Source organism: Streptomyces sp. NPDC034086 (genome assembly GCF_055575515.1).
This window is the reverse complement of record NZ_JBVISM010000011.1, coordinates 136823-163499: the sequence shown is the minus strand read 5'-3', so window position 1 is coordinate 163499 and position 26677 is coordinate 136823. Positions and strand designations below refer to the sequence as shown.

General features: G+C 72.5%; 25 protein-coding genes. 8 read left to right on the top strand and 17 right to left on the bottom strand.

All coding sequences use genetic code 11. The annotated features are described in order from the left end of the window. Positions 1-67 precede the first annotated feature (67 nt). From ACZ514_RS23730 to ACZ514_RS23710, 5 genes are all read right to left on the bottom strand, one after another. Positions 68-1516: a peptidoglycan D,D-transpeptidase FtsI family protein gene (locus tag ACZ514_RS23730; protein WP_468167219.1), complete on the bottom strand. Its 1449-nt coding sequence runs from the start codon at positions 1514-1516 to the stop codon at positions 68-70. Positions 1517-1578: 62 nt separating this feature from the next. Beyond that, on the bottom strand, positions 1579-2244 hold the full coding sequence (locus tag ACZ514_RS23725) for a response regulator (RefSeq protein WP_469125585.1): 666 nt from the start codon (positions 2242-2244) through the stop codon (positions 1579-1581). Next, positions 2241-3596, bottom strand: a complete 1356-nt coding sequence (locus ACZ514_RS23720; protein WP_469125584.1) for a sensor histidine kinase — start codon at positions 3594-3596, stop codon at positions 2241-2243. The genes ACZ514_RS23725 and ACZ514_RS23720 overlap by 4 nt, the downstream gene beginning before the upstream one ends. 105 nt (positions 3597-3701) lie before the next feature. Continuing rightward, positions 3702-4820, bottom strand: a complete 1119-nt coding sequence (locus ACZ514_RS23715; protein WP_469125583.1) for a hypothetical protein — start codon at positions 4818-4820, stop codon at positions 3702-3704. A gap of 94 nt (positions 4821-4914) precedes the next feature. After that, positions 4915-5715 (bottom strand): IclR family transcriptional regulator, encoded by an 801-nt coding sequence (locus tag ACZ514_RS23710; protein WP_468167211.1) that lies wholly within the window; start codon positions 5713-5715, stop codon positions 4915-4917. Positions 5716-5851: 136 nt separating this feature from the next. On the opposite strand from ACZ514_RS23710, the gene ACZ514_RS23705 reads away from it, so the two are divergent. From ACZ514_RS23705 to ACZ514_RS23690, 4 genes are all read left to right on the top strand, one after another. Continuing rightward, positions 5852-7378: an aldehyde dehydrogenase (NADP(+)) gene (locus tag ACZ514_RS23705; protein WP_469125582.1), complete on the top strand. Its 1527-nt coding sequence runs from the start codon at positions 5852-5854 to the stop codon at positions 7376-7378. A gap of 40 nt (positions 7379-7418) precedes the next feature. After that, a complete protein-coding gene (locus ACZ514_RS23700) occupies positions 7419-7640 on the top strand; it encodes a hypothetical protein (RefSeq protein ID WP_388945499.1) in 222 nt (73 codons plus the stop codon). 62 nt (positions 7641-7702) lie between these two features. Continuing rightward, a complete protein-coding gene (locus tag ACZ514_RS23695) occupies positions 7703-8911 on the top strand; it encodes a TerD family protein (RefSeq protein ID WP_469125581.1) in 1209 nt (402 codons plus the stop codon). 114 nt (positions 8912-9025) lie between these two features. Further along, the gene (locus ACZ514_RS23690) at positions 9026-9202 is read left to right on the top strand and encodes a hypothetical protein (protein ID WP_468167205.1); all 177 of its coding nucleotides are present in this window, start codon (positions 9026-9028) and stop codon (positions 9200-9202) included. 105 nt (positions 9203-9307) lie between these two features. Here the strand turns inward: ACZ514_RS23690 and ACZ514_RS23685 are convergent, their stop codons facing one another. Next, positions 9308-10765: an alkaline phosphatase PhoX gene (locus tag ACZ514_RS23685; protein WP_468697591.1), complete on the bottom strand. Its 1458-nt coding sequence runs from the start codon at positions 10763-10765 to the stop codon at positions 9308-9310. A gap of 416 nt (positions 10766-11181) precedes the next feature. Next, positions 11182-12675: a hypothetical protein gene (locus tag ACZ514_RS23680; protein ID WP_469125580.1), complete on the bottom strand. Its 1494-nt coding sequence runs from the start codon at positions 12673-12675 to the stop codon at positions 11182-11184. 374 nt (positions 12676-13049) lie between these two features. On the opposite strand from ACZ514_RS23680, the gene ACZ514_RS23675 reads away from it, so the two are divergent. Beyond that, a complete protein-coding gene (locus tag ACZ514_RS23675) occupies positions 13050-14891 on the top strand; it encodes an endonuclease/exonuclease/phosphatase family protein (protein ID WP_468697596.1) in 1842 nt (613 codons plus the stop codon). 256 nt (positions 14892-15147) lie between these two features. Continuing rightward, the gene (locus ACZ514_RS23670; RefSeq protein WP_469125579.1) at positions 15148-15402 is read left to right on the top strand and encodes a hypothetical protein; all 255 of its coding nucleotides are present in this window, start codon (positions 15148-15150) and stop codon (positions 15400-15402) included. 104 nt (positions 15403-15506) lie between these two features. Here the strand turns inward: ACZ514_RS23670 and dapD are convergent, their stop codons facing one another. Continuing rightward, the gene (gene dapD / locus ACZ514_RS23665) at positions 15507-16487 is read right to left on the bottom strand and encodes a 2,3,4,5-tetrahydropyridine-2,6-dicarboxylate N-succinyltransferase (protein ID WP_468697599.1); all 981 of its coding nucleotides are present in this window, start codon (positions 16485-16487) and stop codon (positions 15507-15509) included. Between the two features lie 9 nt (positions 16488-16496). Continuing rightward, complete coding sequence (locus ACZ514_RS23660) at positions 16497-17795, bottom strand: MFS transporter (protein WP_469125623.1); 1299 nt, start codon at positions 17793-17795, stop codon at positions 16497-16499. Positions 17796-17887: 92 nt separating this feature from the next. On the opposite strand from ACZ514_RS23660, the gene ACZ514_RS23655 reads away from it, so the two are divergent. Then, complete coding sequence (locus ACZ514_RS23655) at positions 17888-18763, top strand: winged helix-turn-helix transcriptional regulator (protein ID WP_468167193.1); 876 nt, start codon at positions 17888-17890, stop codon at positions 18761-18763. A 178-nt stretch (positions 18764-18941) separates the two neighbouring features. Then, complete coding sequence (locus tag ACZ514_RS23650) at positions 18942-19790, top strand: hypothetical protein (RefSeq protein ID WP_468167191.1); 849 nt, start codon at positions 18942-18944, stop codon at positions 19788-19790. A gap of 122 nt (positions 19791-19912) precedes the next feature. Here the strand turns inward: ACZ514_RS23650 and ACZ514_RS23645 are convergent, their stop codons facing one another. The 8 genes from ACZ514_RS23645 to ACZ514_RS23610 all read right to left on the bottom strand — a co-directional run bounded on the left by ACZ514_RS23645 (position 19913) and on the right by ACZ514_RS23610 (position 26496). Continuing rightward, positions 19913-20257, bottom strand: a complete 345-nt coding sequence (locus tag ACZ514_RS23645; protein ID WP_007263433.1) for a metal-sulfur cluster assembly factor — start codon at positions 20255-20257, stop codon at positions 19913-19915. Next, a complete protein-coding gene (gene sufU, locus ACZ514_RS23640; protein ID WP_468167189.1) occupies positions 20254-20715 on the bottom strand; it encodes a Fe-S cluster assembly sulfur transfer protein SufU in 462 nt (153 codons plus the stop codon). Before sufU ends, ACZ514_RS23645 begins: the two co-directional genes overlap by 4 nt. A gap of 22 nt (positions 20716-20737) precedes the next feature. After that, a complete protein-coding gene (locus ACZ514_RS23635) occupies positions 20738-21994 on the bottom strand; it encodes a cysteine desulfurase (RefSeq protein ID WP_468167187.1) in 1257 nt (418 codons plus the stop codon). Then, a complete protein-coding gene (sufC, locus tag ACZ514_RS23630) occupies positions 21991-22758 on the bottom strand; it encodes a Fe-S cluster assembly ATPase SufC (RefSeq protein ID WP_007263436.1) in 768 nt (255 codons plus the stop codon). The genes ACZ514_RS23635 and sufC overlap by 4 nt, the downstream gene beginning before the upstream one ends. A gap of 7 nt (positions 22759-22765) precedes the next feature. Next, entirely contained in the window at positions 22766-23083 is a 318-nt protein-coding gene (locus tag ACZ514_RS23625) for a bifunctional 3-phenylpropionate/cinnamic acid dioxygenase ferredoxin subunit (protein ID WP_427716286.1), read from the bottom strand. After that, complete coding sequence (gene sufD / locus ACZ514_RS23620) at positions 23083-24261, bottom strand: Fe-S cluster assembly protein SufD (RefSeq protein WP_468167185.1); 1179 nt, start codon at positions 24259-24261, stop codon at positions 23083-23085. The genes ACZ514_RS23625 and sufD overlap by 1 nt, the downstream gene beginning before the upstream one ends. 85 nt (positions 24262-24346) lie before the next feature. Continuing rightward, positions 24347-25762, bottom strand: coding sequence for a Fe-S cluster assembly protein SufB (sufB, locus tag ACZ514_RS23615; RefSeq protein ID WP_030846245.1), 1416 nt, complete (start codon positions 25760-25762; stop codon positions 24347-24349). Continuing rightward, positions 25759-26496, bottom strand: coding sequence for a helix-turn-helix transcriptional regulator (locus ACZ514_RS23610; RefSeq protein ID WP_468167183.1), 738 nt, complete (start codon positions 26494-26496; stop codon positions 25759-25761). The genes sufB and ACZ514_RS23610 overlap by 4 nt, the downstream gene beginning before the upstream one ends. Positions 26497-26677 lie beyond the last annotated feature (181 nt).

Sequence of the window (26677 nt, the reverse complement as noted above, 5' to 3'; positions counted from 1 at the left end):
GGGGAACGCGCCGGGAACCGTGCCGGTTCCCGGCGCGCGGGCGCGTGGGCGGGGCGGGGCGGCGTGGTTACTTCTTCAGCCAGGCCGCCATCATCTTCTGGGCGATCGGCGCGGCCAGCCTGCCGCCGCCGATCTCGGAACGGTCGGTGTCCGAGTTCTCGATCATCACGGCCACCGCGATCTGCTTGCCGCCCGCCTTGCCGTACGAGGTGAACCAGGCCAGCGGCGGGATGTTGTTGTTGACGCCGCGCTGGGCGGTACCCGTCTTGCCGCCGACCTCGGCACCCGGGACCTGCGCGGGCTTCCCGCCGCCCTCGGTGGCGACCGTGCGCATGGCGTCCTGGAGCATGGAGGCCGTCTTCGGGCTCATCACCTGCTCCGTCTTCGGGTCCTTGAAGTCCTCCAGCACGTTGCCGTCGGCGTCGGTGACCTGGGAGACCATGTGCGGGGCGACCAGCTTGCCGCCGTTCTGGATCGCGGCGGTCACCATGGCCATCTGGAGGGGGGTGGCCTGCACGTCGAACTGGCCGATTCCCGTCTGCGCGACCTGGTCGACCGACAGCTTCTTCGTCGGGTACTTGCTCGGCGGGTTGGTGCGGACCGGGGTGTCGATCTGCGTGTTGAAGCCGAGCTTCTCCGCCGTCGCGCGCATCTTGTCCTGGCCGAGCTTGGAGGCCAGTTCGGCGAAGACGTTGTTGCAGGACAGCTTGAGCGCGGTGCGGGCCGAGACGTTGTTGCAGGCCTCGTCACCCGCCTCGCTGGGCAGCTTGGTGCGGGTGCCGGGGATCGTGTACGCGCCCGGCACGCCCGTCGGCGTGTCGATGCTGGTCACCAGGCCGTTCTCGATCGCCGAGGCGAGGGTGACCAGCTTGAAGGTGGAACCGGGCGCCTGCGGCTTGCGCAGCGCCACGTTCTCCATGGCCTTGCCCTTGTCGGCGGACAGCTCCTCCCAGGCCGCGGAGTCGTTGGCGCCGGTGATCCGGCCCGGGTCGTAGGAGGGGTTGTTGACCACGGCGAGGATCCGGCCGGTCGCCGGGTCGATGGCCACCGCCGCCCCCTGCTTGCCGCCCAGGGCGTCGTAGGCGGTCTTCTGCACACCCTTGTCGATGGTGGTCAGGACGTTGCCCGGGTCGGCCCGCTTGTTGGTGAGCATGTCCATCATCGTCTTCAGCCGGGTGTCCGAGCCGTTGAGGACGTTCTTGTAGACGCCCTCCAGCATGGTCGTGCCGAAGGCCTGCGAGCTGTGTCCGGTGATCGGGGCGTAGAGCGGACCGTCCGCATAGGTCCGCTTGTACGCGAAGTCCTTGCCGCCCGTCCGCACGGAACCGGTGATGGCCTCGCCGCCCACGATGATGTTCCCCAGCGGGTTCTCGTACTGCCCGATGAGGTTGCGCCTGTTGTTCTTGTCGTCTGCGAGGGCCTGGCCTTGGTACGCCTGCACCCAGGTGACCCGCACCATGAGGGCCAGCACCAGAAGCAGACAGAAGACCGACGCACGCCTGATCGTTTTGTTCATCCCCCAGAAGGACGTACGAGCGGCCGCGGCCGTTCCGCTGTGCCCCGATTGTGGCCGGGTTCTCAGCCTTTCCTCATGATGAAGCCCCCCTCGTAGGCGGCTATGACGGCCTGGGTGCGGTCGCGGGAGCCGGTCTTGGCGAGGACCGCGGCCACATGGGTCTTGACCGTCTGCGGGCCGACGCCGAGGTGCTCGCTCATCTCGTGGTTGGACAGTCCGGTGGCCATCAGGCGCAGGACGTCCGCCTCCCGGTCCGTGAGGCGGGCCGCCCAGGGCGGGGCCACGGGCGGGGCGGGCTCCGTGTGGGCCTCGGCGAGGGAGCGCACCGCCGCCGGGAAGAGCAGCGAGTCCCCCCGGGCGACGAGGCGGACCGCGCCGATCAGCTCGTCCGGGTCGGCCCGCTTGAGGAGGAAGCCCGAGGCGCCGGCGCGCAGCGCGTCGTAGACGTAGGAGTCGTTCTCGAAGGTGGTGACGACCACGATCCGGGGCGGGTCGGTCATGGACCGCAGGATCTGCCCGGTGGCGCGGATGCCGTCGATCTCCGGCATGCGCACGTCCATCAGCACTACGTCCGGGGACAGGGAGCGGACCAGCGGGACGGCCTCCGCACCCGTGGCCGCCTCGCCGACGACCTCCATGTCGGGCTCCGCTTCGAGGATGACCCGCAGGGCGGTACGGACCATCCGTTCGTCGTCGGCGATGACGACGCGCAGCGGCGGCCGGCTCATCGCCCGGCTCCGGTGGCCGCACCGAGCGGCAGCACCGCGCGCAGGCGCCACCGGCCCTCGAGCGGACCGGCCTCGACGCTGCCGCCGAGCAGGGCGGCGCGCTCGGCGGCGCCGCGCAGTCCGCGGCCCCCGGTGGTGCGCCGCCGTTCCCCCTCGGGGGCGGCCGGGGCGTGGGCCGGCGGGTTGGTCATGGTGATCTCCAGTTCGCGGTGACGGCCGGGGGTGTGGACGCGGATCAGCAGGGCGACGGGTCCCCTGCCGTGGCGCAGGGCGTTGCTCAGTCCTTCCTGGACGATCCGGTAGGCCTCCCGGGAGGCGATGGCGGGGAGCTGCTCCCAGTCCCCGGCCGGCCCGGGGTCCTGCTGGACGGTGACGGTGGTGCCGCCGGCCCTGGTGCGGGACAGCAGCCCCTCGAGGTCGGCGGCGAGGGTCGGGGCGGGTGCGGCGTCGGCCCGGGCGGGGTCCCCGTCCCGCAGCAGGCCGAGCACCGTGTCGAGTTCGCCGACGGTGCGCCGGGTGGTCTCCTCGATCGCGGCGAGCGCCTCCCGGACGAACTCCGGATCGCGGTCGAGAACCCGCCGGGCCGCGCCCGCCTGGAGGGTGACGGCGCTCAGGGCGTGGCCCACGGCGTCGTGCAGTTCCCGGGCCAGCCGGTTGCGGACGGCGAGGTCCGCGGCCCGTTCCTCCGCGGCGGCCAGCCGGTCCGCCGCGGTCGGCCCGAGGAGTACGGGCGCGAGCCGGGCGAGCAGCGCCCCCGCCGCCGCGGAGCCGAGGACGACCAGGGTCAGCAGCCCCACCCCGAGCAGGGGGGAGGCGTAGCGGTACGGGCCGGTGCCGGGCCAGCCGGCCGCGACGGAGGCCTGGCGCAGGGTGCCGGAGAACGGCAGCAGGATCAGCACCAGCGCCGCGGGCGTCGCCGCGAGGGTCATCCCGCTGATCACCGCTCCGACCCCCAGGTGCAGGGTCCACCAGGCGGAGGCCCGCCACCGCGCCCCCCACGACCGGGCGGGCCCGTCGGCCGGCGCGTCCCCCGGCGCCTCGCACAGGGTCCGCACCGCCGACGCCGAGAGCGGCCGGACGAGCCCGTACAGCCCGGTGACGGCGGCCAGCGGCAGCGCGGCGGCGTACGCGACGAGGGTCAAGGGGAAGGAGGACAGGGCATTGACCCCTCCGGCGGCGATGCCGACCACCACCTGGCTGAGCAGGAAGTACGGCATCAGCAGGGCGCCGCCGAGTATCAGGTGCACCCAGCGCAGCCGGGCCCGTGCCCCCAGTGCGAACCCGCACCACCGGCGCACCGCACCGGTCCCGCGCACCGTCCCCGACCCGCGCACCGCACCGGTCGCGCTCATGCCCTCCCCCTTTCCCCGCGGCCCGCCCGTCCCGGCCCGCCCGTCCCCCGCCGCGCCGACCGCGGCCCGGGCCCCGCCCCGCGCCCGAGGGCCGCCCGTACCGCCTCAGCGCGCTCGGCGGGAGAGGAGGTGACGGACGAGGACCGCCGCGGCGAGCAGCCCGGTGATCATCTGGCCAGCGTAGGTCAGGCAGGTGACGGCGGTGGCCTGTTCACCGGTCCCGAAATCCACTCCGAGAGCGGCGCTCAGCATCCACGCCCCCCAGGTCAGCGTCGCCGCCGAGCCGATCCAGGTGAGGGCCAGCGGCCACCGAGCCGGGCGCCCGCCCCGGGCCAGCAGGACCGCCCCCACCGCCGCGGCGAGCGCGCATATCGCGTGCGCCGCCGACACCACGCCGGTCTCCGCCGAGTAGACGGCCACCCGCTGGGCGGGCAGCCCGGCGCTCCCGCCGAAAGCCCAGTAGAGGCACACCGCGCCCACCGCACCGCCCGCCAGCGCGGCGGTTCCCGCCACCACCCCCGTGGGAGGCGGGAGCCGCCGCTCCGGCGCGCCCGGCCGGCCGTCGCCCCACCGCTCCCGCGCGTAGGAGACGAAGAGACCGGCGAGGGCGATCCCCTGGAGGATGAAACCGCTGTAGACCACGGTGAACACCCAGGGGTCGAGGAAGGGTTCCCGGGCCGCCTCCACGGCTTCCCCGGCCCCCATGCCCAGGGCCTTCACGAGGACCTGGGCCGGGAACCCCAGGGCTATCGGGGTCAGCAGCCCGGACGCGACGTACGCCGGAACGGCCGGCAGCCATCCCGGCAGCCGTCTGCCCCAGGGCATGGTCAGCGCCAGCACGAGCACGATGACCGTCGCGTCCATGGCCAGCGTCACCGCGTTGGCCACGGTGACCGGCAGACCGCCCTCCAGCAGTACGCTGCCCGCCGGTATGCCGATGTCGCTCCCGCTCAGCCAGGCCGTCTTGAGCGTCAGGTACGGCAGGGTGGCGGCCAGCGCCACGGCCCGCAGGATCCGCCGCCCGGTCGTCATACCCGTCCCGGTGGTCGGGTTCGTCGCGGTGGTCGGGTTCGTCGCGGTCATCGCGTGCGTCGCGGCCCTCGCGGTCGACGGGTTCGAGACGTCGGCGGAGTCGGCGGAGTCGGTGGAATGGATGAGGTCGATGGGGCCGGTGAGGTCGATGGGGCCGGTCGGCTGCTTCGCGTGGACTGCTCCTGTGGTCATGTCCCCACGGTCGCCCGTACCCGACCCCCGCCACCTCCCCCGCGAAGGTGAACCGTCTCCCCCGCACGGGGGAGGCGGTGTCCGGCGCGGCTCCTCACATGCGCCGCGTCACGACCGACAGCCGGTCCCGCGCCTCGAACAGGGCCGCCTTGATGACCCGTTCGTGCCCGGCCGTCAGCCGCGCCACCGGCACCGAACAGCTCACCGCGTCACGCGCCGGCGTCCGGTAGGGGATGGCCACGCCGAAGCAGCGCAGACCCAGCGTGTTCTCCTCCCGGTCCACCGCGTACCCCTGCTCCCGCACCAGCGCCAGCTCCTCCACCAGCTGCTCCCGGTCGGTGATGGTGTGCTCCGTGACCGCCTCCAGCCGCTTCGGCAGCAGCGCGCGCACCTCGGCGTCGCTGTGCGTGGCCAGCAGCGCCTTGCCGAGCGCGGTCGAGTGGACGGGCAGCCTCCGCCCCACCCGCGTGAAGGGCCGCAGGTAGTGCTGGGACTGCCGGGTGGCCAGGTAGACCACGCTCGTCCCGTCCAGCCGCGCCAGGTGGATGGTCTCCGTGGTGTCGTCGGAGAGGCGGTCCAGGGTGGGCCGGGCCGCCGCCACCACCTCGTCCCCGTCGATGTACGAGCTCCCGACCAGCAGGGCCCGTACGCCGATGCCGTACCGCGTACCGGTGGCGTCGGTCTCCACCCAGCCCAGGTTCACCAGCGTGCGCAGCAGCATGTAGAGGCTCGACTTGGGCAGGGAGAGGTCGTTCTGGATGTCGGCGAGGCTGTGCAGGCCCGGCCGTGCCGCGAAGTGCTCCAGGAGCTGGACCGTGCGCACCGCCGACTTCACCGGCGCCGCCGTCGCGGGCACCTCCGGCCCGGCCGGCCCGGCCGTCTCGGCTGTCGTCATACGCCTCTTCCCCTCTGGTCGGCTCTGATCGCCTCTTGTCACCCGGTGGGCGCGGAAATAGAGTCCGCACCAGAAGTGATCATTCATCCACCGGAACGCCGTTCAGAATACTGAACGGCCCAGGAGGTAGCGGGCCATGGCAGCGACACCAGTCTGGAGTGTGGACCCCCGCACCGGGAAGCGGCGCGAACCGGTTGCGGCGGAAGCCACACCCGAGGACGTGGACCGGGCCGTACGCGCGGCCCACGCCGCCCGCGGGTCCCTGGCCGACGCCGCCGTCCGGGCCGGCTTCCTGCGCACGGCCGCCGGTCTGCTGGACGAGGCCGGGCCGCTCGTGGTGGAGACGGCCGACGCCGAGACGGCGCTGGGCCCGGGCCGCCTCGGCGGTGAACTGGCGCGCACCACCGGCCAGCTGCGCGCCTTCGCCGACGCCGTCGAGGAGGGCTCCTACCTCGACGTCCGGATCGACCGCGCCGACCCCTCCCTCAGCCCGCCGCGCCCGGAGCTGCGCCGCTACAAGGTGCCGCTGGGCGTCGTCGCCGTCTACGCCGCCTCCAACTTCCCGCTGGCCTTCTCCGTGCCCGGCGGCGACACCGCGAGCGCGCTGGCCGCGGGCTGCCCGGTGGTGGTCAAGGCCCACCCCGACCATCCGGCCACCTCGGAGCTGTGCGCGTCGCTGCTGCGCCGGGCGGCGGTGGCCTGCGGGCTGCCGGCGGAACTGGTCGCCCTCGTCCACGGCTTCGACGCCGGGCTGGAACTGGTACGCCACCCGCTGGTGGCCGCCGCCGGGTTCACCGGTTCCCTCCGCGGCGGGCGGGCGCTGTTCGACGCGGCCGCCGCGCGGCCGGTGCCGATCCCCTTCCACGGTGAGCTCGGCTCCCTGAACCCCGTCGTGGTCACCCCGGCGGCCGCCGCCGAGCGCGCCGAGGAGATCGGTGCCGGGCTCGCCGGCTCGGTGGCCCTGGGCGTCGGCCAGTTCTGCGTCAAGCCCGGCCTCGTCCTGGTCCCGGACGGCCCCGACGGCGACCGGCTCACCGGTGCCCTCGCCAAGTCCCTCGCGGAGACCGCCCCCGGGGTCCTGCTCGACCAGCGGATGCGGGACGGCTTCCTCTCCGGCGTCCGGGAGCGGGCCGCCCTCGCCGGTGTCACCGCGCCCGTCCCCCCGGGCCCGCACGGTGAGCACGCCGTCGGCGCCGGCTTCCTGAGCGTGCCCGCGGGCGCCCTGCTGGCGGACGGCGCCCACGAGGTGCTCCTGGAGGAGTGCTTCGGCCCGGTGACCGTCGTCGTCCGGTACGCCGGCCCGGAGGAGGCCGCCGGAGTGCTGGGCCGGCTCGGCGGGAACCTCAGCGCCACCCTCCAGCTGTCGCACGCCGAGACCGAGGGCGCACCCGGGCCGGCCGCCGCGCTGATCGAGCAGGTCACGGGCCTGGCCGGGCGGATCGTGGTGAACGGCTGGCCGACCGGTGTCGCGGTGGCCCCGGCCCAGCACCACGGCGGCCCGTACCCGGCGGCCACCTCGCACTCCACCTCCGTCGGCGGCACCGCGATCGAGCGGTGGCTGCGTCCGGTGGCCTACCAGTCGGTGCCGGACGCGCTGCTTCCGCCCGAGCTGCGCGAGGCCAACCCGCTGGGCGTGCCGCGCCGCGTGACCGGCGCCGGGTAATCGGTTGCCGCCCCGCTCCCGGCGGGGCAGGCTTCGCTCCATGCCAAAGCCGCAGGGGTTCACGTACGAGGTGCACGGCGACCGCACCGTCCGCATCACGCACCGGGGCCGCGCCGCGGGCACCCTTCGGGGCGCCCGCGCCGACAGGTTCCTCGCCGAGGTCGAGTCCGGTGACGCGCAGCTGGTGATGGCGCGCTGGACCGGCGCCTACAAGTTCGGCAACGAGCGCACCGCCCGGAACCACCCCCGCAACCGGCGCTGAAATCCGGGCCGAGGGTAAGGGAACGGCAAAGGGCCTCCGGTCGTTCTCCGGGCATGACCGCTATGACCCCTGGTTCCAACCGGCCGCTCGACACCGCCCGCGTGACGGTGGACGTGGCTGCCCCGGTGCGTCTCGACGTGTCGGGGCTGCTGCTCACGGCCGACGGCAAGGTGCGCTCCGACGCCGACTTCATCTTCTACAACCAGCCCTCCGGGCCCGGTGTCGAGTACCGGTCCGGCGGCGGCGCGGCGCCGGACTCGATCACCGTGGACACCGGCGCGCTGCCGCCCGGCATCGAGCGGATCGTGGTCACGGCCAGTCCCGACGCGGCCGGGCAGACGTTCCAGGGCGTCGAGCCCACCGCCACCGTGCGGGACGCGGCCGGCGGTGCGGTGATCGCCACGTTCACCCCGCCGCGGCTCGGCGCGGAGACCGCGCTCGTGGTCGTCGAGATCTACCAGCGCGGCGGTGTCTGGAAGGTGCGCGCGGTCGGCCAGGGGTACGCCAACGGCCTCGCCGGCATCGCCACCGACTTCGGGGTGTCCGTGGAGGAGGAGCCGGCTCCGCCCGCGGTCGCCGCCCCGGCAGCGCCCGTGCCCCCGGCCGTGCCCGCGCCCCCGGCCGTGCCCGTGGCCCCGGCCGCGCCGCCGGTGCCGACGGCACCCCCCGCCGCGCCCGCGCCCGTGGGCGCCGGGAAGATCAACCTCGACAAGGGCCGGGTCAGCCTCCAGAAGAACCAGACCGTCTCCCTGGTCAAGGGCGGCCGCCCCCTGCTCTCCCAGGTGAAGATGGGGCTGGGCTGGGAGCCCGCCTTCCGCGGCCGCGACATCGACCTCGACGCGTCCGTCATCGCCTACGGCCCGCAGCGCAACCACATCGACAGCTGCTACTTCGGCAAGCTGTCGATCCTGAACGGCGCCATCAAGCACTCGGGGGACAACCTCACGGGTGAAGGCGCCGGGGACGACGAGGTCATCGTCGTGGACCTCGGCCGGCTGCCCGCCGACGCCACCGGGCTGGTCTTCACGGTGAACTCCTTCTCCGGCCAGAAGTTCACCGAGGTCGCCAAGGCCTACTGCCGGCTGATGGACGCGGCGAGCGGGGAGGAGCTGGTCCGCTTCGACCTGACCTCGGCCGAGCCGCAGACCGGGGTCATGATGGCCAAGCTCATCAAGCAGTTCTCCGGCGAATGGGAGATGACGGCCATGGGCGAGTTTGTGAAGTCCCGCACAGTGCGCGGCATGGTCAAGCCCGCCTCGCAGGCCCTCTGAGCAGGTGGGCGGGCATATGCCGGTTCCGGCGGGCCGGTTGGGCGGCGACCCGGGTGATGGATGCCACGCGTAATCCGGAGGTGGCTGTCAGTGCCCGCCCGTAGCCTTGGAACCATGCAGAACACACTCCGGCCCGCGGGTCCCGCGCGTCCGTCCGCCGCCGAGGCGAACGCGGCGATACGGCACCTGGTCGAGACCTGGGACGGTGAGTGGCCCTCGGAGGCGTACGAGTTCCTGCTCGAGGAGTGGGCAGCGGCCTCGCGCGCCGAGGAGATGGCCACCGTCCGGTGAAGCGTTCCCGGGGCACAGGGGTGCCCCGGGACGCCGTCCTGCCCCTACGGCAGCGCCCCTACGGCAGCGCCGCTGCGGCCGGGGCGCGTCCGCCAGGCGTCCGCGTCAGCGCGGGGAGCGCCGCCAGGGGCCGGTGATGGCCACCATGATGCCCGGGTCCTGGATGCTGGCGTACAGGGTGCGCCCGTCCGGGGAGAAGCAGACCCCGGCGAATTCCGAGTACTCCGGCTCCTCGGCCGTCCCGATGTTGAGCTCGTTGCGCGCCAGCGGGTAGACGCGGCCCGACTCCGTGGCGCCGAGCAGGTGTTGGCGGCCCTCACCGTCCTCGGCGATGACCAGGCCCCCGTACGGCGACACGGTGATGTTGTCGGGACCGTCGAGGCCGCCCTCGGCGGACGGGTCCCGGTTGACGCCGATCAGGACGACGAGCCGGACCGTGCGCCGCTTGGGGTCGTAGAACCACACCTGGCCGTCGTGCGCGGCGCCCGGGCTCTCCTCACGCGCGTAGGAGGAGACGAAGTAGGCGCCCCCGTCGGCCCACCACATCCCCTCCAGCTTGCGTCCCCTGGTGACGGCGCCGGCCGCGAACTGCTTGCGCACCGCAACGCCGCGCGCGTCGCGGTCGGGCACCTCCACCCAGTCCACCCCGTACACGGTGCCCGTCTTCGTGGCGCGCGAGAGGTCGTCCACGAACCGGCCGTGGCTGTCGAAGCACTTGGCGGCGGCGAGCACTCCGGCGTCGTCGGCGAGGGTGCGCAGCCTGCCGCGCCCGTGCCGGAAACCGTGGGGCGGAGTCCAGCGGTAGAGGAGCCCGTTGGGGCCCGAGGCGTCCTCGGTCAGGTACGCGTGACCCTGGCGCGGGTCGATGACGACGGCCTCGTGCGCGTACCGGCCGAACGCCTTGACGGGCCGCGGGTCGCGGTTGGCCCGGCGGTCGTGCGGGTCGACCTCGAAGACGTAGCCGTGGTCCTTGGTCATGCCGTTCTTCCCGGCCAGGTCCTCGGTCTCCTCGCAGGTGAGCCAGGTGCCCCAGGGGGTGGCGCCGCCGGCGCAGTTGGTCGACGTACCGGCGATGCCCACCCATTCGGCGACCTCGCCGCCGCGCCGGACCTCCACGACGGTGCAGCCGCCGGACGCGGCCGGGTCGTAGACGAGGCCCTCGGCGAGCGGTACGGGGTGCGTCCAGCGGCTGCGCGGGCCCTTCAGTTCGTGGTTGTTGACGAGCAGGGTGACTCCGCGGTGCCCCTCGAAGGCGGCGGTCCCGTCGTGGTGGGACGGGGTGCTCTCGCCGGAGTCGAGGGTGGTGACGCCGGTGCGGGTGATCACGCGGTAGCCGAAACCGGCGGGCAGGGCCAGCAGCCCGGCGGGGTCGGCGACGAGCGGTCCGTAGCCGGGGGCGTGCGGGCGGCCGTGCGCGTCGGGGGCGTCGGGCCCGTCGGGCCGGGGGTCGTCGGCGGCCAGGGCCCCGGGGGCGGTGGCGAGGGCGCCGACCGTCCCGGTGAGCGCGACGCCCGCACCGGCGAGTGCGGTGCGGGCGGTGAAGTCTCTGCGGCTGAGGGGCATCGGGTCTCCAGGGGTGGGGAGGTGGTGCGCCTGACGTACGGTCGCAGGCGCACACGCTCCCGCCCGTACGTGAACGGCGGCTGAACTACCCGCGAATGCGGACCGAGCCCTTGCCCGTCGGCGGAATGGCGAGCTCCGGCCCCGGAATCGGCCTGTTGTCCACCCCCGACGGACAGGCGGACAGGGGACACCCCACCGGACACCCGCGCGCGAGGTCCCCCGCCCGGCCGCGCCCGCATCGCATCCCGGTCGCGCCCCCACCGCACCCGCACCGCACCCGCCCGGCCGCGCCCGCATCGCATCCCGGTCGCGCCCCCACCGCACCCGCACCGCACCCGCCCGGCCGCGCCCGCACCGCCCCTCGCCGCGACGCCGTCCGGACGCCCGCCGTGTCCGGCGGCGGGCGTCCCCCGCGGTCAGGGCTGCCGGGAGCGGGCCTTGAACGCGGCCTTGCGCGCCTCCTTCGCGGCCTTCTTGTCCGGGTGGAGCCGGCCCATCGCCTCCAGGACGTACGCGGTGGCGGGGTGCTCCACCCGCCACGCCTGCTCGAAGAAGCCGGTGTGGTGCTCCGTCAGGCTCCGCATGAGCAGCGGCAGCTCCCCGGTCTCCCCGTCGGCGGCGAGCTGCGCGGCGATCGTGTCCACCGTCAGCCAGAACACCATCTCCCCGTCGGGCGCCGGTACGCCGGCCGCCCCGTGCTCGGCGAGCCAGACCCGGGCGAGCCCGCCCAGCTCCCGGTCGTCCAGGACGGCGCGGACCGCCGGCTCGGCCTCCGGCCCGGCCGGCGCGAGCGCCTGCTGGCAGCGCAGCCGCCGCAGCGGGGCGCCCTCGTCGTCACCGCGGGCGGCGGCCAGCAGTTCGGCGACGGCGTCCGGCAGTGCGCGCCCGGCCAGCCACTGCTCGATCTCGGCCTGGGCCGCCTCCTCCGGGTAGAAGGAGACGGCGTCGAGCAGCGCGTCGGCGCCCTTGTCGGCCAGTTCCCCGACGGCGGGGGCCTCGACCCCGGCCTCGAGCATCCGGGCGCGGACGCCGTACAGGCCGAGCGGGGTCAGCCGTACCATCCCGTACCGGGAGACGTCCTCGTCGTCCTCCTCCCCCGGTCCTCCGGCGGCGGTGTCGCCCAGTTCGTCCGCCTCGGCCAGCAGGGCCTCGTCCACGGGCCGGTACTCGACGAGCCCGATGGGTTCCAGCTGACGGAACTGGTCGTCGAGGCGCATCATCGCGTCCGACACCTGTTCCAGCACGGCGTCGGTCGGGTCGCCCATCTCGTCCGGCACGATCATCGACGCGGCGAGCACCGGCAGCGGCACCGGGCCGTCGCCCGCCCCGCCTTCGGTGACGGTGAGCAGGTAGAGGTTGGCGAGCACTCCGTCGAGGAAGTCCGCTTCGCGCTGGGGGTTCCAGTCGAGGCGGTCGAAGTCGATCTCGCCGCCCGCGTCGAGTGCGTCGACGAGGTCGTCCAGGTCGGGTACGGCCGCGTCCGCGAGGACGGTGTCCAGGGCGGCCAGCCACAGGTCGAGTACGTCGCCGGGCGCGCCGCCGGCCAGCAGGGCGAGGTCCTCGCCTGGGGTGGCGGTGCCGTACTCGGGCTCGCCGGCCTCGGCGCCGTCGCCGCTGTCCTCCTCGGGCTCGGTCACGTCGACGAGGCCGGTGTCGACGGCCACCCGCCAGGCCTGGCTCGCGTACACCGCGGAGTCCTCGTCGGCGGCGTCGAGGCCGAGCACCTCGACGGCCTCGGGCAGCTGGTCGGGGGCGAGCTCGCCGCCGACGTCCACGCGGGTGTCGGGTCCGGCCCAGCGGGCGAGGCGGACGGCGCGGGCGAACAGCGGGGCGACGAGGGCGTCGCGGGCCAGCTCCGCATCGGAGTGCAGCCGTACCGGCGGCAGCGTGGGGTGCGGCTCTGCGGACATGGGGTGGTTCTCCTCGGACGGGACGCGCGGGGCGGTGGGGCGGCTCAACGGCGGGCGGACGATGGGCGGGCGGTGCGGCGGGACGGGGGCGGGCGGTGGTACGGACGGGTGGCGCCGTCCGGATGGCGGGAGCCATCCGGACATGTGGCTGAAAACACATGCGGACGGGCCGTCAGGCCCGTTGCGGCGACCCAGCGTAGACGCAATCGGGGCAGGCCCGGCGGCCATCACCTTCGGTTCATCCCACAGTCAGCCTCCGTATCCCCTGGAGGCCTTGACAACGTCCCTGGTCACCCAGGAAATTGACGCGCGTAGATGTACATGGGCCGTCAAGAGCCCGCACCCCCCTCCTCCACACACCGGAGTTCCCGCCCATGCGCTCCTCGCATCCCCGTTCCGCCGCCGTCGCCGCCCTCGTGGCCACCGCCCTGGCCACCGGCCTGCTCGTGGGCACGGCCGACGCGGCCGAAGGCGCCGTGTCCGCCGATCCGATACGCATCCACGACATCCAGGGCACGACCCGGATCTCCCCCTTCAACGGCAAGCAGGTCGCCGACGTCGAGGGCGTCGTCACGGGCGTGCGCACCTACGGTTCGCGCGGCTTCTGGATCCAGGACCCGGACGCCGACGACGACCCGGCCACCAGTGAGGGCGTCTTCGTCTTCACCGGCTCCGTCCCGTCCGTCTCCGTCGGCGACGCCGTCAAGGTGTCCGGCACGGTCAGCGAGTACGTCCCCGGCGGCGCGAACTCCGGCAACCAGTCCGTCACCCAGATCGGCAAGCCCGCGGTGACGGTCGTCTCCTCGGGCAACGCGCTGCCCGCCGCCACCGCGATCACCGAGTACACCGTCCCCGCGGAGTACGCCCCGGCGGGCGACCCGGCCGCCGGCGGCAGCGTCAACGGCCTGACCCTGGAGCCGTCCCGCTACGCCCTGGACCACTACGAGTCCCTCGAGGGCATGAACGTCCGCATCGGCACCTCGCGCGTGGTCGGCGCCACCGATCCGCACGCCGAGCTGTGGGTGACGGTGAAGGGCTGGGAGAACGCCGCCAAGCGCGGCGGGACCGTCTACGGCTCGTACGAGTCCCAGAACACCGGCCGCCTCCAGATCCAGCAGCTCGCGCCGCTCGCGCAGCAGCCCTTCCCGGTGGCCAACGTCGGCGACCGGCTGACCGGCACCACCGAGGGTCCCCTCGACTTCAACCAGTTCGGCGGCTACACGCTGGTGGCGCGCACCCTCGGCACGGTGAAGGCCGGCACCCTGGCGCCCGAGAAGACCAAGGCCCAGTCGCCCGGCGAGCTCGCGGTGGCCACGTACAACGTGGAGAACCTCGACCCGACCGACCCGCAGGAGAAGTTCGACAACCTCGCCAAGGCGGTCGTGACCAACCTGGCCTCGCCCGACATCGTGGCCCTGGAGGAGATCCAGGACGACAACGGCGCGAAGAACGACGGCACCGTCTCCGCCGAGCAGACGCTGACGAAGTTCACCGAGGCGGTCAAGGCGGCGGGCGGCCCGGCGTACCAGTGGCGCTCCGTCGCCCCGGAGAACAACAAGGACGGCGGCGAGCCCGGCGGCAACATCCGCCAGGTGTTCCTGTTCAACCCGGAGCGGGTCTCCTTCACCGACCGCGCCGCCGGCGACGCGGCGACGGCGACCGGCGTGACCACGGAGCGGGGCAAGGCCGCCCTGACCCACTCCCCCGGCCGGATCGACCCGGCGAACCCGGCGTGGGCCGACAGCCGCAAGCCGCTGGCCGGCGAGTTCCTCTTCCGCGGCCGCACGGTCTTCGTGATCGCCAACCACTTCGGCTCCAAGGGCGGCGACGAGGCCCTGACCTCGCACCACCAGCCGCCGGTGCGCAAGTCGGAGGAGAAGCGGCTCCTCCAGGCGCAGGCCGTGAACGGCTTCGTGAAGCAGCTGCTGGCCGTCGACAAGAACGCGTCCGTGCTCGCCCTCGGCGACATCAACGACTTCGAGTTCTCCGCGACGACGCAGGCGCTGGAGGACGGCGGCGCGCTCTACTCGGCCGTCAAGTCGCTGCCGAAGGCGGAACGATACTCCTACGTCTTCCAGGGCAACGCGCAGGTGCTGGACCAGATCCTGACGAGCCCGTCGATCAAGAACTTCAGCTACGACAGCGTGCACATCAACGCCGAGTTCGCCGCGCAGAACAGCGACCACGACCCGCAGGTCCTGCGCTTCCGCCCGTAACCCGCGCCCCGGGGTCCGGCCGCCCTCCCGGCGGCCGGACCCCGGTGGGGGCGGTACGGATCCGCGCGGACCGGCGGGGCGGTGGCCCGCCGGTCCGCGCGCAGGGCGGCGGTCGGCGGTCGGCGGTCGGCGGTCGGGACCTTCGGCTCTGGCGTGACGCTGGACACACCGGGGCCAAAATCTTCCGGTTGTGGTGTTGAGTGTCCCCACGCCCGAACTTGCCCTCCTTGTACCCCGCACTCCGGGAGGACCGCTCGTGTTCCCCTCCGTCCCGCTCGTCCAGGAACTCGGCCTCGCCGTCCTCGCCGTGGCCGCCCTCGTCTGGGTCTTCGGCCTCGGCCACATGCTGCGGGGCAGCCGCTTCCGCCACCCCGAGCCGGCCGCCCACGAGGGCCTGCCGGTGATCCCGGCCCAGCGCCGCGCGGACACGCACCCGATGGAGTCGGTGCAGCTGACCGAGGCGGAGGAGCAGGCCTTCGCAGGCCTGATCCGCACGATCACCCCGACCTGACGGGCCTCCGCCCGAAGCCTTCCCCCGTACCGACGACGAGTGCCCTCCCGCGTCCCGCGGGAGGGCACTCGTCGTGACGGACGGCAGGCGCCGCCGGACCGGCGTCAGTTGTGGCTGTGCAGGACCTCGTTGAGGCCGCCCCAGTTCGCCTTGTACGGGCGGGCCTCGACGGCGCCGGTGACCGAGTTGCGGCGGAAGAGGATGTTGTCGGCGCCGGAGAGCTCCAGGGCCTTGACGATCTGGCCGTCCGGCAGGGTCACGCGGGTGCCCGCGGTGACGTAGAGGCCGGCCTCGACGACGCACTCGTCGCCCAGCGCGATGCCGATGCCCGCCTCGGCGCCGACCAGGGTGCGCTCGCCGATCGAGATGATCTGCTTGCCGCCGCCCGAGAGGGTGCCCATCGTGGACGCGCCGCCGCCGATGTCGGAGCCGTCGCCGACCACGACGCCCGCCGAGATGCGGCCCTCGACCATGGAGGTGCCCAGGGTGCCGGCGTTGAAGTTGACGAAGCCCTCGTGCATGACGGTGGTGCCCTCGGCGAGGTGCGCGCCGAGGCGGACGCGGTCCGCGTCGGCGATGCGCACGCCCTTGGGGGCGACGTAGTCGGTCATGCGGGGGAACTTGTCGATCGAGGTGACCTGGAGGTGCAGGCCCTCGGCGCGCGCGTTCAGCCGGACGGTCTCGACCTGGTCGACGGCGACCGGGCCCAGGGAGGTCCAGGCGACGTTGGCCAGCAGGCCGAAGACGCCGTCCAGGTTCTGGCCGTGCGGCTTGACCAGGCGGTGGCTCAGCAGGTGCAGGCGCAGGTACGCGTCGTGCGCGTCCAGCGGCTTGTCCTCCAGGGAGGCGATGACGGTGCGGACGGCTACGACCTCGACCCCGCGGACGGCGTCCGAGCGGATGGCCTTGGCCGCGGCCGCGCCGAGGAGTTCCACGGCCCGCTCGGCGGTGAGGCGCTCGGTGCCGGCCGGGCCGGGCTCGGCGGAGAGCTCGGGGGCGGGGAACCAGGTGTCGAGGACGGTGCCGTCGGCGGCGATGGTGGCAAGTCCGGCGGCGACGGCGCCGGTGGTACGCGTAGCAGTCATGCCCGAAACCTAACCGGCGACGGGCCGCGGTCGCGAACCGGTCTCAGGTGCCGGGCGCGCGGCGGGCGGCGGCGCGCCCTCCCCGGGCGCCCCGGCGGCCGCGCGCCGCTGCCGTACCGACAGCCGCAGCAGCACCGCCCCGGCCCCCGCCGCCAGCGCCGCGCACAGCGGCCACAGCAGCCAGGGCGCCGCCGCGTAGAGGGCACCGCCGGCCGGCGGGCCGAGGACGACCCCGCTGACGGAGACCCCGGCGTACAGGCTCTGGAACCGTCCGACGGCGTGCGGGGGCGCCTGGTCGGCGACGTACGCGGTGGCGGTGCTCTTGTAGAGGATCTCGCCGACGCTCAGCAGCACCATCATGGCGACCGCGGTGGCCGCCCCGGCGCCCAGCAGCAGGGCCGCGTACCCGGCACCGACCAGTACCAGCCCCGTCCCGACGACCGCCAGCGGCGGCCGGGACCGCAGGGCGACGGCGGCGGGCAGCTCCAGCAGCAGGACGACGGCCCCGTTGAGGGCGATGACCAGGCCGAAGGCGCGTGCGTCGAGGCCGTGGTCGGCGAGGAACACCGGGAAGGTGTAGTAGTGCTGGCGGTAGACCACGTCCGCGACGAGGATCGCGCCGAGCAGCACCGGGACCGCCGGCCGGGCCCGCAGTTCCGCCCACAGCCCGCCGCGGCCCGGACCCCCGTCCGGGGCCGCGGCGGGCCTGCGGGCGGCTCCGCGGGCGGGGACGACGCGGGCGGGGACGACGCGGGCGGGGACGACGCGGGCGGTCCAGAGGGCCAGGAGCAGGGTGCCGAGGCCCTCCCCGAGGAAGAGCCAGTGGTACGAGAGCCCCGCCGCGACCAGGGCGCCGAGGGGTGCGCCGAGGGTGAAGCCGCCGTTGGCCGCGCTCCGCACCAGGGCGAAGGCCTGGCGGCGCGCTCCCTCGGGGACGGCGACGGCCACCAGCGCGGAGTTCGCCGCCCGGACCACGCCGGAGGCGTACTGGGCCAGCGGCAGGGCGGCGTACAGCAGCGCCGTCGGCAGCGCCGGGAGGACCGTCAGGGTGAGCCCGCCGAGGGCGGAGGCGGCGAGCAGCACCCGGCGGTGGCCGAAGCGGTCGCCGTACCAGCCTCCGGTGAAGTTCCCCGTCACCAGGCCCACGCCGCCGAGGCCGGTGAGCGCGCCGGCCTGCACGGCACCGAGGCCGCGCGGGCCGGTCAGGTAGAGGAAGACGAAGACGAAGGTGCAGCTGACGACGGCGTTGACGAAGATCCCCGCGGCCAGCAGCCACACGACCCTCGGAATGTCCTTGAACCCCTTCAGCACACCGTTCCCCCGTATCCCCGTAGTGAGTTCCTTTTGGGAACGGACTATGTCAGCATGACAGCCTTGGGTCAACGGACAAAGGAGTTCCCATGGCCCAGCGCACGCACCTCGGCGATGCGGACTGCTCCATCGCCCAGGCCCTGGACGTCGTGGGCGACTGGTGGACGCTGCTGATCGTGCGCGACACCGCGCGCGGCCTGTACCGCTTCGACGAGCTCCAGCGCGAGCTCGGCGTATCCCGCAAGGTGCTCGCCGAGCGGCTGAAGCTGCTGGTCGAGGCCGGGGTGCTGACGCGCGAGCCGTACCAGGAGCGCCCGGTGCGGCACGAGTACCGGCTGACCCCGCGCGGGCGGGGCCTGCTGCCGGTCCTGGTGGCCCTCCAGGACTGGGGTGACACCTGGGTCCTGGGAGAGGGAGAGATGACGGCCACGACCGAGGAGGCCTCGAGGGAGGCCGTACGCGTGCACGCGCTGCGCGGCACCCGGCTGCCGGAGCTGCTGCTGCCGGACCGTTTCGGCGAACTCCGCGACCCGGTGGCGGAGACCCCGTTCACCGTCCTGTACTGCTTCCCCGGCGCGTACGCCCGGGCCGAGTCCTACCCGCCCGGCTGGGCCGGGATCCCGGGCGCGAAGGGCTGCACGCTCGAATCCTGCACCTTCCGCGACCAGCTCGCGGAGTTCACCTCCGCCGGCGCCACCGTGCACGGGGTCTCCACGCAGCGCCCGGACGAGCAGCGGGAGTTCGCCGAACAGGAGCGGCTGCGCTTCCCGCTCCTCTCGGACGCCGGACTGGACCTGGTGACGGCGCTGCGGCTGCCGACGTTCCGCGCGGCCGGGGTGAGCCGGATCAAGCGGCTGACGCTGGTCGTGGACCGGGACCGCACGGTGCGCGAGGTGATCTACCCGATCACGGACATCGGGGCGAGCGTGACGGCGGCCCTGGAAGCGGTCCGCGGCACGGCCTGACCTTCCGGCCGCGCCCCGCGGACCCCGGCGCGCGGTACGGCGCGCTACGGGCGCCCGGAGTGCCGCGGACCCCGGCGCGGCGGAGAATGGGACTGCGCCCGGGGGCGGGGGCGCCGCCCCCGGCCGGGCGGCCGCGAGCGGGGGCACGTCCCAGTACGGCGAGGAAACGGGGAGTCCGATGGCATCCGCGAAACGCATACGCCGGTTCCTGCGCGTCTCCGCCGGTGTCGGCATGGCATGCGGCCTGGCGGCCGTGACGACCGCCCCGGCGGCGGCCGTCGACCCCATCGTCAGAGCGCCGACCCTGCTGACCCTGCGGCTGGACGCGCCGACGGCCTATCTCACCTTCCGTGACAACTCCGAACCCGACACCCTGTACACGATCACCCTCACCGAGAAGGACAACCCGGGCTACACCAAGATCGTGCGCACGGCGCCCGGGCGGGTGCCCGGGACGGGCCGGGTCGCCACGCGTTCGGCCGCGGGGATCAAACCCGGTGTGGCCTACTGCGCGACGATCAGGGCGACCGTCCACTACGAGGATCCGGTGATCAACCCCTATGAGCTGGAGGACCCGGACACCCCCGAGTCCAACAAGGTGTGCGCGGACCCCACCGACCCGTCCAAGCCCCAGTCCGCGCAGACGGACCTGTCGACCGGCCCGATCACCGGCGAGGCCAGGCCGCCCGCCGGCACCAACCGGAACTACTGGGTGGGCTACGCGAACAAGGGCGCGGAGGCGACGGGCGTCGTGCTCGAGGTCTGGGCGACGGGGCCGATGACGCTCCGCAGGCCCCCGGAGAACGGCACCTTCAGCGGGTTCACCTGCGCGCCCGCCGGCGCCGCGGGCTTCCGCTGCGCGGGCGGCACCGTCAAGGCCGGGGAGAAGAAGGAGATCCCGTTCCTGGTCGCGGTGAAGAACACCGGCAACGGAACCATCCACGCCTCGATCACCGGTACCGGCGACGCGAACACCGCCGACAACGGAGCGTCGTTCGACTTCCAGGCGGTCCCGCGGGTGCCGTAGCTCCGTACGACGGCCCCCGTACGACCCCGGGAACGGGAAGGACCCCCGGCACGACCGTGCCGGGGGCCCTCACGCGCAGGCGTCGTCCAGACGTCTGGACGCCGAAGCGCGGACGCCGAAGCTCAGACGTTGAAGCCGAGCGCGCGCAGCTGCTCGCGCCCATCGTCCGTGATCTTGTCCGGGCCCCACGGGGGCATCCAGACCCAGTTGATGCGCAGCTCGTTGACGATGCCCTCCGTCGCCGACTTCGCCTGGTCCTCGATGACGTCCGTCAGCGGGCAGGCCGCCGAGGTCAGGGTCATGTCGAGGGTGGCGATGTTCGCGTCGTCGATGTGGATGCCGTAGATCAGGCCCAGGTTGACGACGTCGATGCCCAGCTCGGGGTCGACCACGTCGTAGAGGGCCTCGCGGACCTCTTCCTCGGTGGCCGGCTTGATCGACGCCTCGGGCGTCGCGTTCTCGGTCATGCCGTCTTCCTCTCCGCGTCGCCCAGCACCTGGGCGGTCGCGTCCTTCCACGCCATCCAGCTCAGCAGAGCACACTTCACGCGCGCCGGATACTTGGAGACACCGGCGAACGCGACCGCGTCCTCCAGCACCTCCTCCATCTCCTCGTCCGGCTCCAGCTTGCCCTTGGACTGCATGAGCTCCAGGAACACGCCCTGGATCCTCTGCGCCTCGGAGAGCTCCTTGCCGACGAGCAGCTCGTTGAGCACGGACGCGCTGGCCTGGCTGATGGAGCAGCCCTGGCCCTCGTAGGAGACGTCGGTGAGCGTCTGCCCGTCGTACTTCACGCGCAGGGTGATCTCGTCGCCGCACGTCGGGTTGACGTGGTGCACTTCGGCGTCGCCTTCACGAAGGCCGCGCCCGTGCGGGTGCTTGTAGTGGTCCAGGATCAGTTCCTGGTACATCGAATCCAGCTTCACAGCCTCGTCCTCGTCGCCTTCGTCAGCCGAAGAAGTTCCGTACGTGCTCCAGCCCGTCGATCAGCGCGTCGACCTCGGCGGGAGAGGAGTACAGGTAGAAAGACGCTCGCGTGGTCGCGGGAATTCCGTACCGCAGGCAGACGGGGCGCGCGCAGTGGTGTCCCACGCGGACCGCGATGCCCTGCTCGTCCAGCACCTGGCCCACGTCGTGGGGGTGGATGTCACCGAGCGTGAACGAGATCGCGGCTCCGCGGTCCTCGGCCGTGGTGGGGCCGATGATCCGCAGGTCGGGCACCTCCAGGAGGCGCCTGACCGCGTACTCGGTGATCGCGTGTTCGTGCGCGGCGATGTTCTCCATGCCGATCGAGGTCAGGTAGTCCACGGCCGCGCCGAGGCCGACGGCCTGGGCGATCGGGGGCGTGCCGGCCTCGAACTTGTGGGGCGCCGGGGCGTACGTCGAGGCGTGCATCGACACGGTCTCGATCATCTCGCCGCCACCGAGGAACGGGGGCAGGTCCTCCAGGAGTTCCTGGCGGCCCCAGAGGACGCCGATGCCGGTCGGGCCGCACATCTTGTGGCCGGTGAAGGCCACGAAGTCGGCGCCGAGCGCCTGTACGTCCAGCGGCATGTGCGGGGCGGCCTGGGAGGCGTCGACGAGGACCAGCGCGCCCACGTCCTGGGCGCGCCGGACGATCGCCTCGACCGGGTTGACGGTGCCCATGATGTTGGAGACCAGCGTGAAGGAGACGATCTTCGTCTTCTCCGTGATGACCTCTTCGATGTTGGACAGGTCGAGCCGGCCGTCGTCGGTGAGGCCGAACCACTTCAGCTTCGCGCCCGTGCGCTGTGCGAGCAGCTGCCACGGCACGATGTTGGAGTGGTGCTCCATCTCCGTGATGGCGATCTCGGTCTCGCTGTCGACCCGGTAGGGCTCGTCCGCCCAGCCGAGCATGTTCGCGACCAGGTTGAGCGACTCCGAGGCGTTCTTGGTGAAGATCACCTCGTCGCGGCTCGGCGCGTTGATGAAGGCGGCGACCTTGTCGCGGGCGCCCTCGTACAGCGCCGTGGCCTCCTCTGCGAGCACGTGAACGCCGCGGTGGACGTTGGCGTTGTGCTGCTCGTAGTACTCGTTCAGCGCGTCGAGCACCTGGCGCGGCTTCTGCGAAGTCGCCGCGTTGTCCAGGTAAACGATCTTCTTCCCGTCGTGGACCACACGATCCAGCAGGGGGAAGTCCTTGCGGATCGCCTCGATGTCGAGGAGGCCAGGCAGCTGTGTCACGCGGTCGCGCCACCCTTCGTGCTGTACGACTCGTAGCCTTCCGCCTCCAGCTTGTCGGCGAGTTCGGCGCCGCCGGACTCGACGATGCGGCCTTCCGAGAAGACGTGGACGAAGTCCGGCTTGATGTAGCGGAGGATCCGCGTGTAGTGCGTGATCAGCAGCGTGCCGACCTCGCCGGTCGCGCGGACGCGGTTGACGCCCTCGGAGACCTGGCGCAGCGCGTCGACGTCCAGACCGGAGTCGGTCTCGTCGAGGATCGCGATCTTCGGCTTGAGGAGCTCCAGCTGGAGGATCTCGTGGCGCTTCTTCTCACCGCCGGAGAAGCCCTCGTTGACGTTGCGCTCGGCGAAGGCCGGGTCCATCTGGAGCTGCTCCATCGCGGACTTGACCTCCTTCACCCAGGTGCGCAGCTTGGGGGCCTCGCCGCGGATGGCGGTGGCGGAGGTGCGCAGGAAGTTGGAGACCGAGACGCCGGGGACCTCGACCGGGTACTGCATGGCGAGGAAGACGCCGGCGCGGGCGCGCTCGTCGACGGACATCTCCAGGACGTCCTCGCCGTCGAGGGTCACGGTGCCACCGGTGATGGTGTACTTCGGGTGACCGGCGAGCGAGTACGCCAGGGTGGACTTGCCGGAGCCGTTGGGGCCCATGATGGCGTGCGTCTCACCCTGCTTGACGGTGAGGTCGACGCCCTTGAGGATCTCGCGGGCGCCGTTCTCGGCCTCGACGGAGACGTGCAGGTCGTGGATTTCAAGCGTTGCCATGGGTACCTCAGGACTCCTGGGCGAGGGAGACGAGCACGTCGTCCCCTTCGATCTTGACGGGGTAAACGGGGACGGGGCGCGTCGCGGGCAGACCGGAGGGCTTGCCGGTGCGCAGGTCGAAGGCCGACCCGTGCAGCCAGCACTCGATCATGCAGTCCTCGACCTCGCCCTCCGAGAGCGAGACGTTCGCGTGCGAGCAGATGTCGTTGATCGCGAACACCTCCCCCTCGGTGGAGACGATGGACACCGGCGTGCCGTCGAGTTCCACCCGCTTGGGGGTGTTCTCCTCCAGCTCGCTCAGCGCACAGGCCTTGACGTACGTCATCAGACGGCCGCCGCCAGCTCGGCCTCGATCTTCGCGATCAGGCGCTCCTCGATGTCCGCGACACCGATCTGCTGGACGAGCTCGGCGAAGAAGCCGCGCACGACCAGGCGGCGGGCCTCGTCGGCCGGGATGCCGCGGGCCTGGAGGTAGAAGAGCTGCTCGTCGTCGAAGCGGCCGGTCGCGGAGGCGTGGCCGGCGCCGACGATCTCGCCCGTCTCGATCTCCAGGTTGGGCACCGAGTCGACGCGGGCGCCGTCCGTCAGGACGAGGTTCCGGTTCATCTCGTAGGTGTCGGTGCCCTCGGCGGTCTTCTCGATGAGCACGTCACCGATCCAGACGGCGTGGGCGTCCTGGCCCTGGAGCGCGCCCTTGTAGACCACGTTCGACTTGCAGTGCGGGGCGTCGTGGGTGACCAGGAGGCGGTGCTCCTGGTGCTGGCCGGCGTCCGTGAAGTACACGCCGAGCATCTCGGCCTCGCCGCCGGGGCCGGCGTAGCTGACGCGCGGGTGCAGGCGGACCAGGTCGCCGCCGAAGGTCACGACGACGGACTTGAAGCTGGCGTCGCGGCCGATGAGGGCGTTGTGCTGCGAGGTGTGGACGGCCGTGTCGTCCCAGTCCTGGACGGACACGAAGGTCACCTTGGCGCCGTCGCCGACGAGGATGTCGACGTTGGCGGCGCGCACGCCGTCGCCGGTGTGGTCGATCACGATGATCGCCTCGGCGAAGGGCTTGATGTCGAAGACGGTGTGCCCGAAGGTCGTGCCGCCCTCACCGTGCAGCGCGACCCGGATGGGCTCGGCGAGCACGGTCTCCTTGGGCACGGTGACGACCGTGGCCTTGGCGAACGAGGAGAAGGCCTGCGCGGAGACGCGGTCGACGGGGGCGCCGGCCTTGCCGATCCGCTCGTCACCGCGCTCGACGGACTCGACCGTCACGCCCTCGGGGGCGTCGATCTGGGCCTTCATGGTGCCGTTGGCGACCGCGGTGCCGTCGTGCAGGCCCTTGAGGCGGGCGAGCGGGGTGAACCGCCACTCCTCCTCGCGGCCGTGCGGCACGGGGAAGTCGGCCACGTCGAAGGACGGGGGCGCGCTCATCCGGGTGGCGACGGTGGACTCTGCGGCCACCGCGATCGCGCCGGCGGTGGTGGAGCCCGCCGGAATGTTCTGAGCCTCAGCCATGGCTGTCGTCTTGCTCTCTTCCTACGTACGTCTAACGAATGTGCCGCGGGGCGGGGGCGGCCGGCGGGGGCCGGCCGCCGTCGGACTAGCCGACCGAGCCCTCCATCTGAAGCTCGATGAGCCGGTTCAGCTCCAGCGCGTACTCCATCGGCAGCTCCTTCGCGATCGGCTCTACGAAGCCGCGCACGATCATGGCCATGGCCTCGAACTCGGTGAGGCCGCGCTGCATCAGGTAGAAGAGCTGGTCGTCGGAGACCTTGGAGACGGTGGCCTCGTGGCCCATCGTCACGTCGTCCTCGCGGACGTCGACGTAGGGGTAGGTGTCCGAGCGGGAGATGGTGTCGACGAGGAGCGCGTCGCACAGCACGTTGGACTTGGAGCCCGCGGCGCCCTCGCCGATCTCGACCAGGCCGCGGTAGGAGGTGCGGCCGCCGCCCCGCGCCACCGACTTGGAGACGATGTTGGAGGAGGTGTTCGGCGCCATGTGGACCATCTTGGAACCGGCGTCCTGGTGCTGGCCCTCGCCCGCGAAGGCGATGGAGAGGGTCTCGCCCTTGGCGTGCTCGCCCATCAGGTAGACGGCCGGGTACTTCATGGTGACCTTGGAACCGATGTTGCCGTCGATCCACTCCATGGTCGCGCCCTCGTACGCCACGGCGCGCTTGGTGACCAGGTTGTAGACGTTGTTCGACCAGTTCTGGATGGTCGTGTAGCGGCAGCGGCCGCCCTTCTTCACGATGATCTCGACCACGGCGCTGTGCAGCGAGTCCGAGGAGTAGATCGGGGCGGTGCAGCCCTCGACGTAGTGGACGTAGGCGTCCTCGTCGACGATGATCAGCGTCCGCTCGAACTGGCCCATGTTCTCCGTGTTGATGCGGAAGTAGGCCTGGAGCGGGATGTCCACGTGGACACCCTTGGGGACGTAGATGAAGGAGCCGCCCGACCACACGGCGGTGTTCAGCGACGCGAACTTGTTGTCGCCGACCGGGATGACCGTGCCGAAGTACTCCTGGAAGAGCTCCGGGTGCTCCTTGAGCGCGGTGTCCGTGTCGAGGAAGATGACGCCCTGCTCCTCCAGGTCCTCACGGATCTGGTGGTAGACGACCTCGGACTCGTACTGGGCCGCGACACCGGCGACGAGGCGCTGCTTCTCCGCCTCCGGGATGCCGAGCTTGTCGTACGTGTTCTTGATGTCCTCGGGCAGGTCCTCCCAGGAAGCGGCCTGCTTCTCGGTGGAGCGCACGAAGTACTTGATGTTGTCGAAGTCGATGCCGGAGAGGTCGGAACCCCACATGGGCATGGGCTTCTTGCCGAAGAGCTTGAGGCCCTTGAGCCGGAGGTTCAACATCCACTCCGGCTCGGACTTCTTCGCCGAGATGTCGCGGACGACGTCCTCGGACAGACCCCGCTTGGCAGCGGCACCGGCCGCGTCGGAGTCGGCCCAGCCGTATTCGTAGGTGCCCAGGCCATCGAGCTCAGGGTGAGCAGTCTCCGTGGTCATGCGGGGTTCCTCCCGGCCGTACTTGCAGATGCTGATGTGTCGGTCTGTGTGGCGCTTCGCGGAATGAACGTGGTGCACACCCCGTCGCCGTGGGCGATCGTGGCGAGGCGCTGCACGTGCGTCCCGAGCAGGCGGGAGAAGACCTCGGTCTCCGCCTCGCAGAGCTGCGGGAACTGCTCGGCGACGTGTGCGACCGGGCAGTGGTGCTGACAGAGCTGTTCACCGCTGTGCGGACCGGGAGCGCTCTTCGCCGTAGCAGCGTACCCGTCCGCGGTCAACGCCTTGGCCAGGGCCTCGGTGCGGGCCGCGGGGGCGGCCGCCTCCACGGCTTCCCGGTAGGCCTGTGCCTGCGTCTCCATCCGCGCCCTCGCGAAGGCGGCGACGGCCGCCTCGCCCTTCTCGCCCCCGCCGACGGACTGCGCGATCCAGCGCAGGGCGTCCGCGGCGAGGGTGTCGTAGGACTGGTCGAAGGCGTCGCGGCCGCAGTCGGTCAGCGCGAACACCTTGGCGGGCCGGCCCCGGGTCCGCGTGCCGTACACGCGCTGCTCCCGGGGTGCGACCACGTCGTCGGCGACGAGCGTGTCGAGGTGGCGGCGGACGGCGGCCTGGGTGAGGCCGAGACGCTGAGCGAGGTCGGCGACGGTGGAGGGGCCGTGGTCCAGGATGGACCGCGCGACCCGGTTGCGGGTGGACCGCTCCCCGGTCGCGAGTTCCCCCTGGGGGGCCTCGCTCATCCGTTCGCCGTATTTCACAACGCCATTGTTGCGTAATTAAGCGAGCCCCGACAAGCCGTGACCGGAGCCACGCCCGGTGGCGTCCATCACTAAGGGTTACCTTATTTATCTACGGAGAGTTAATCGGTATATGGAATTCCGCTTCCATTCCGAACCCCTACGACGGGCCTCGCAGCGCCTC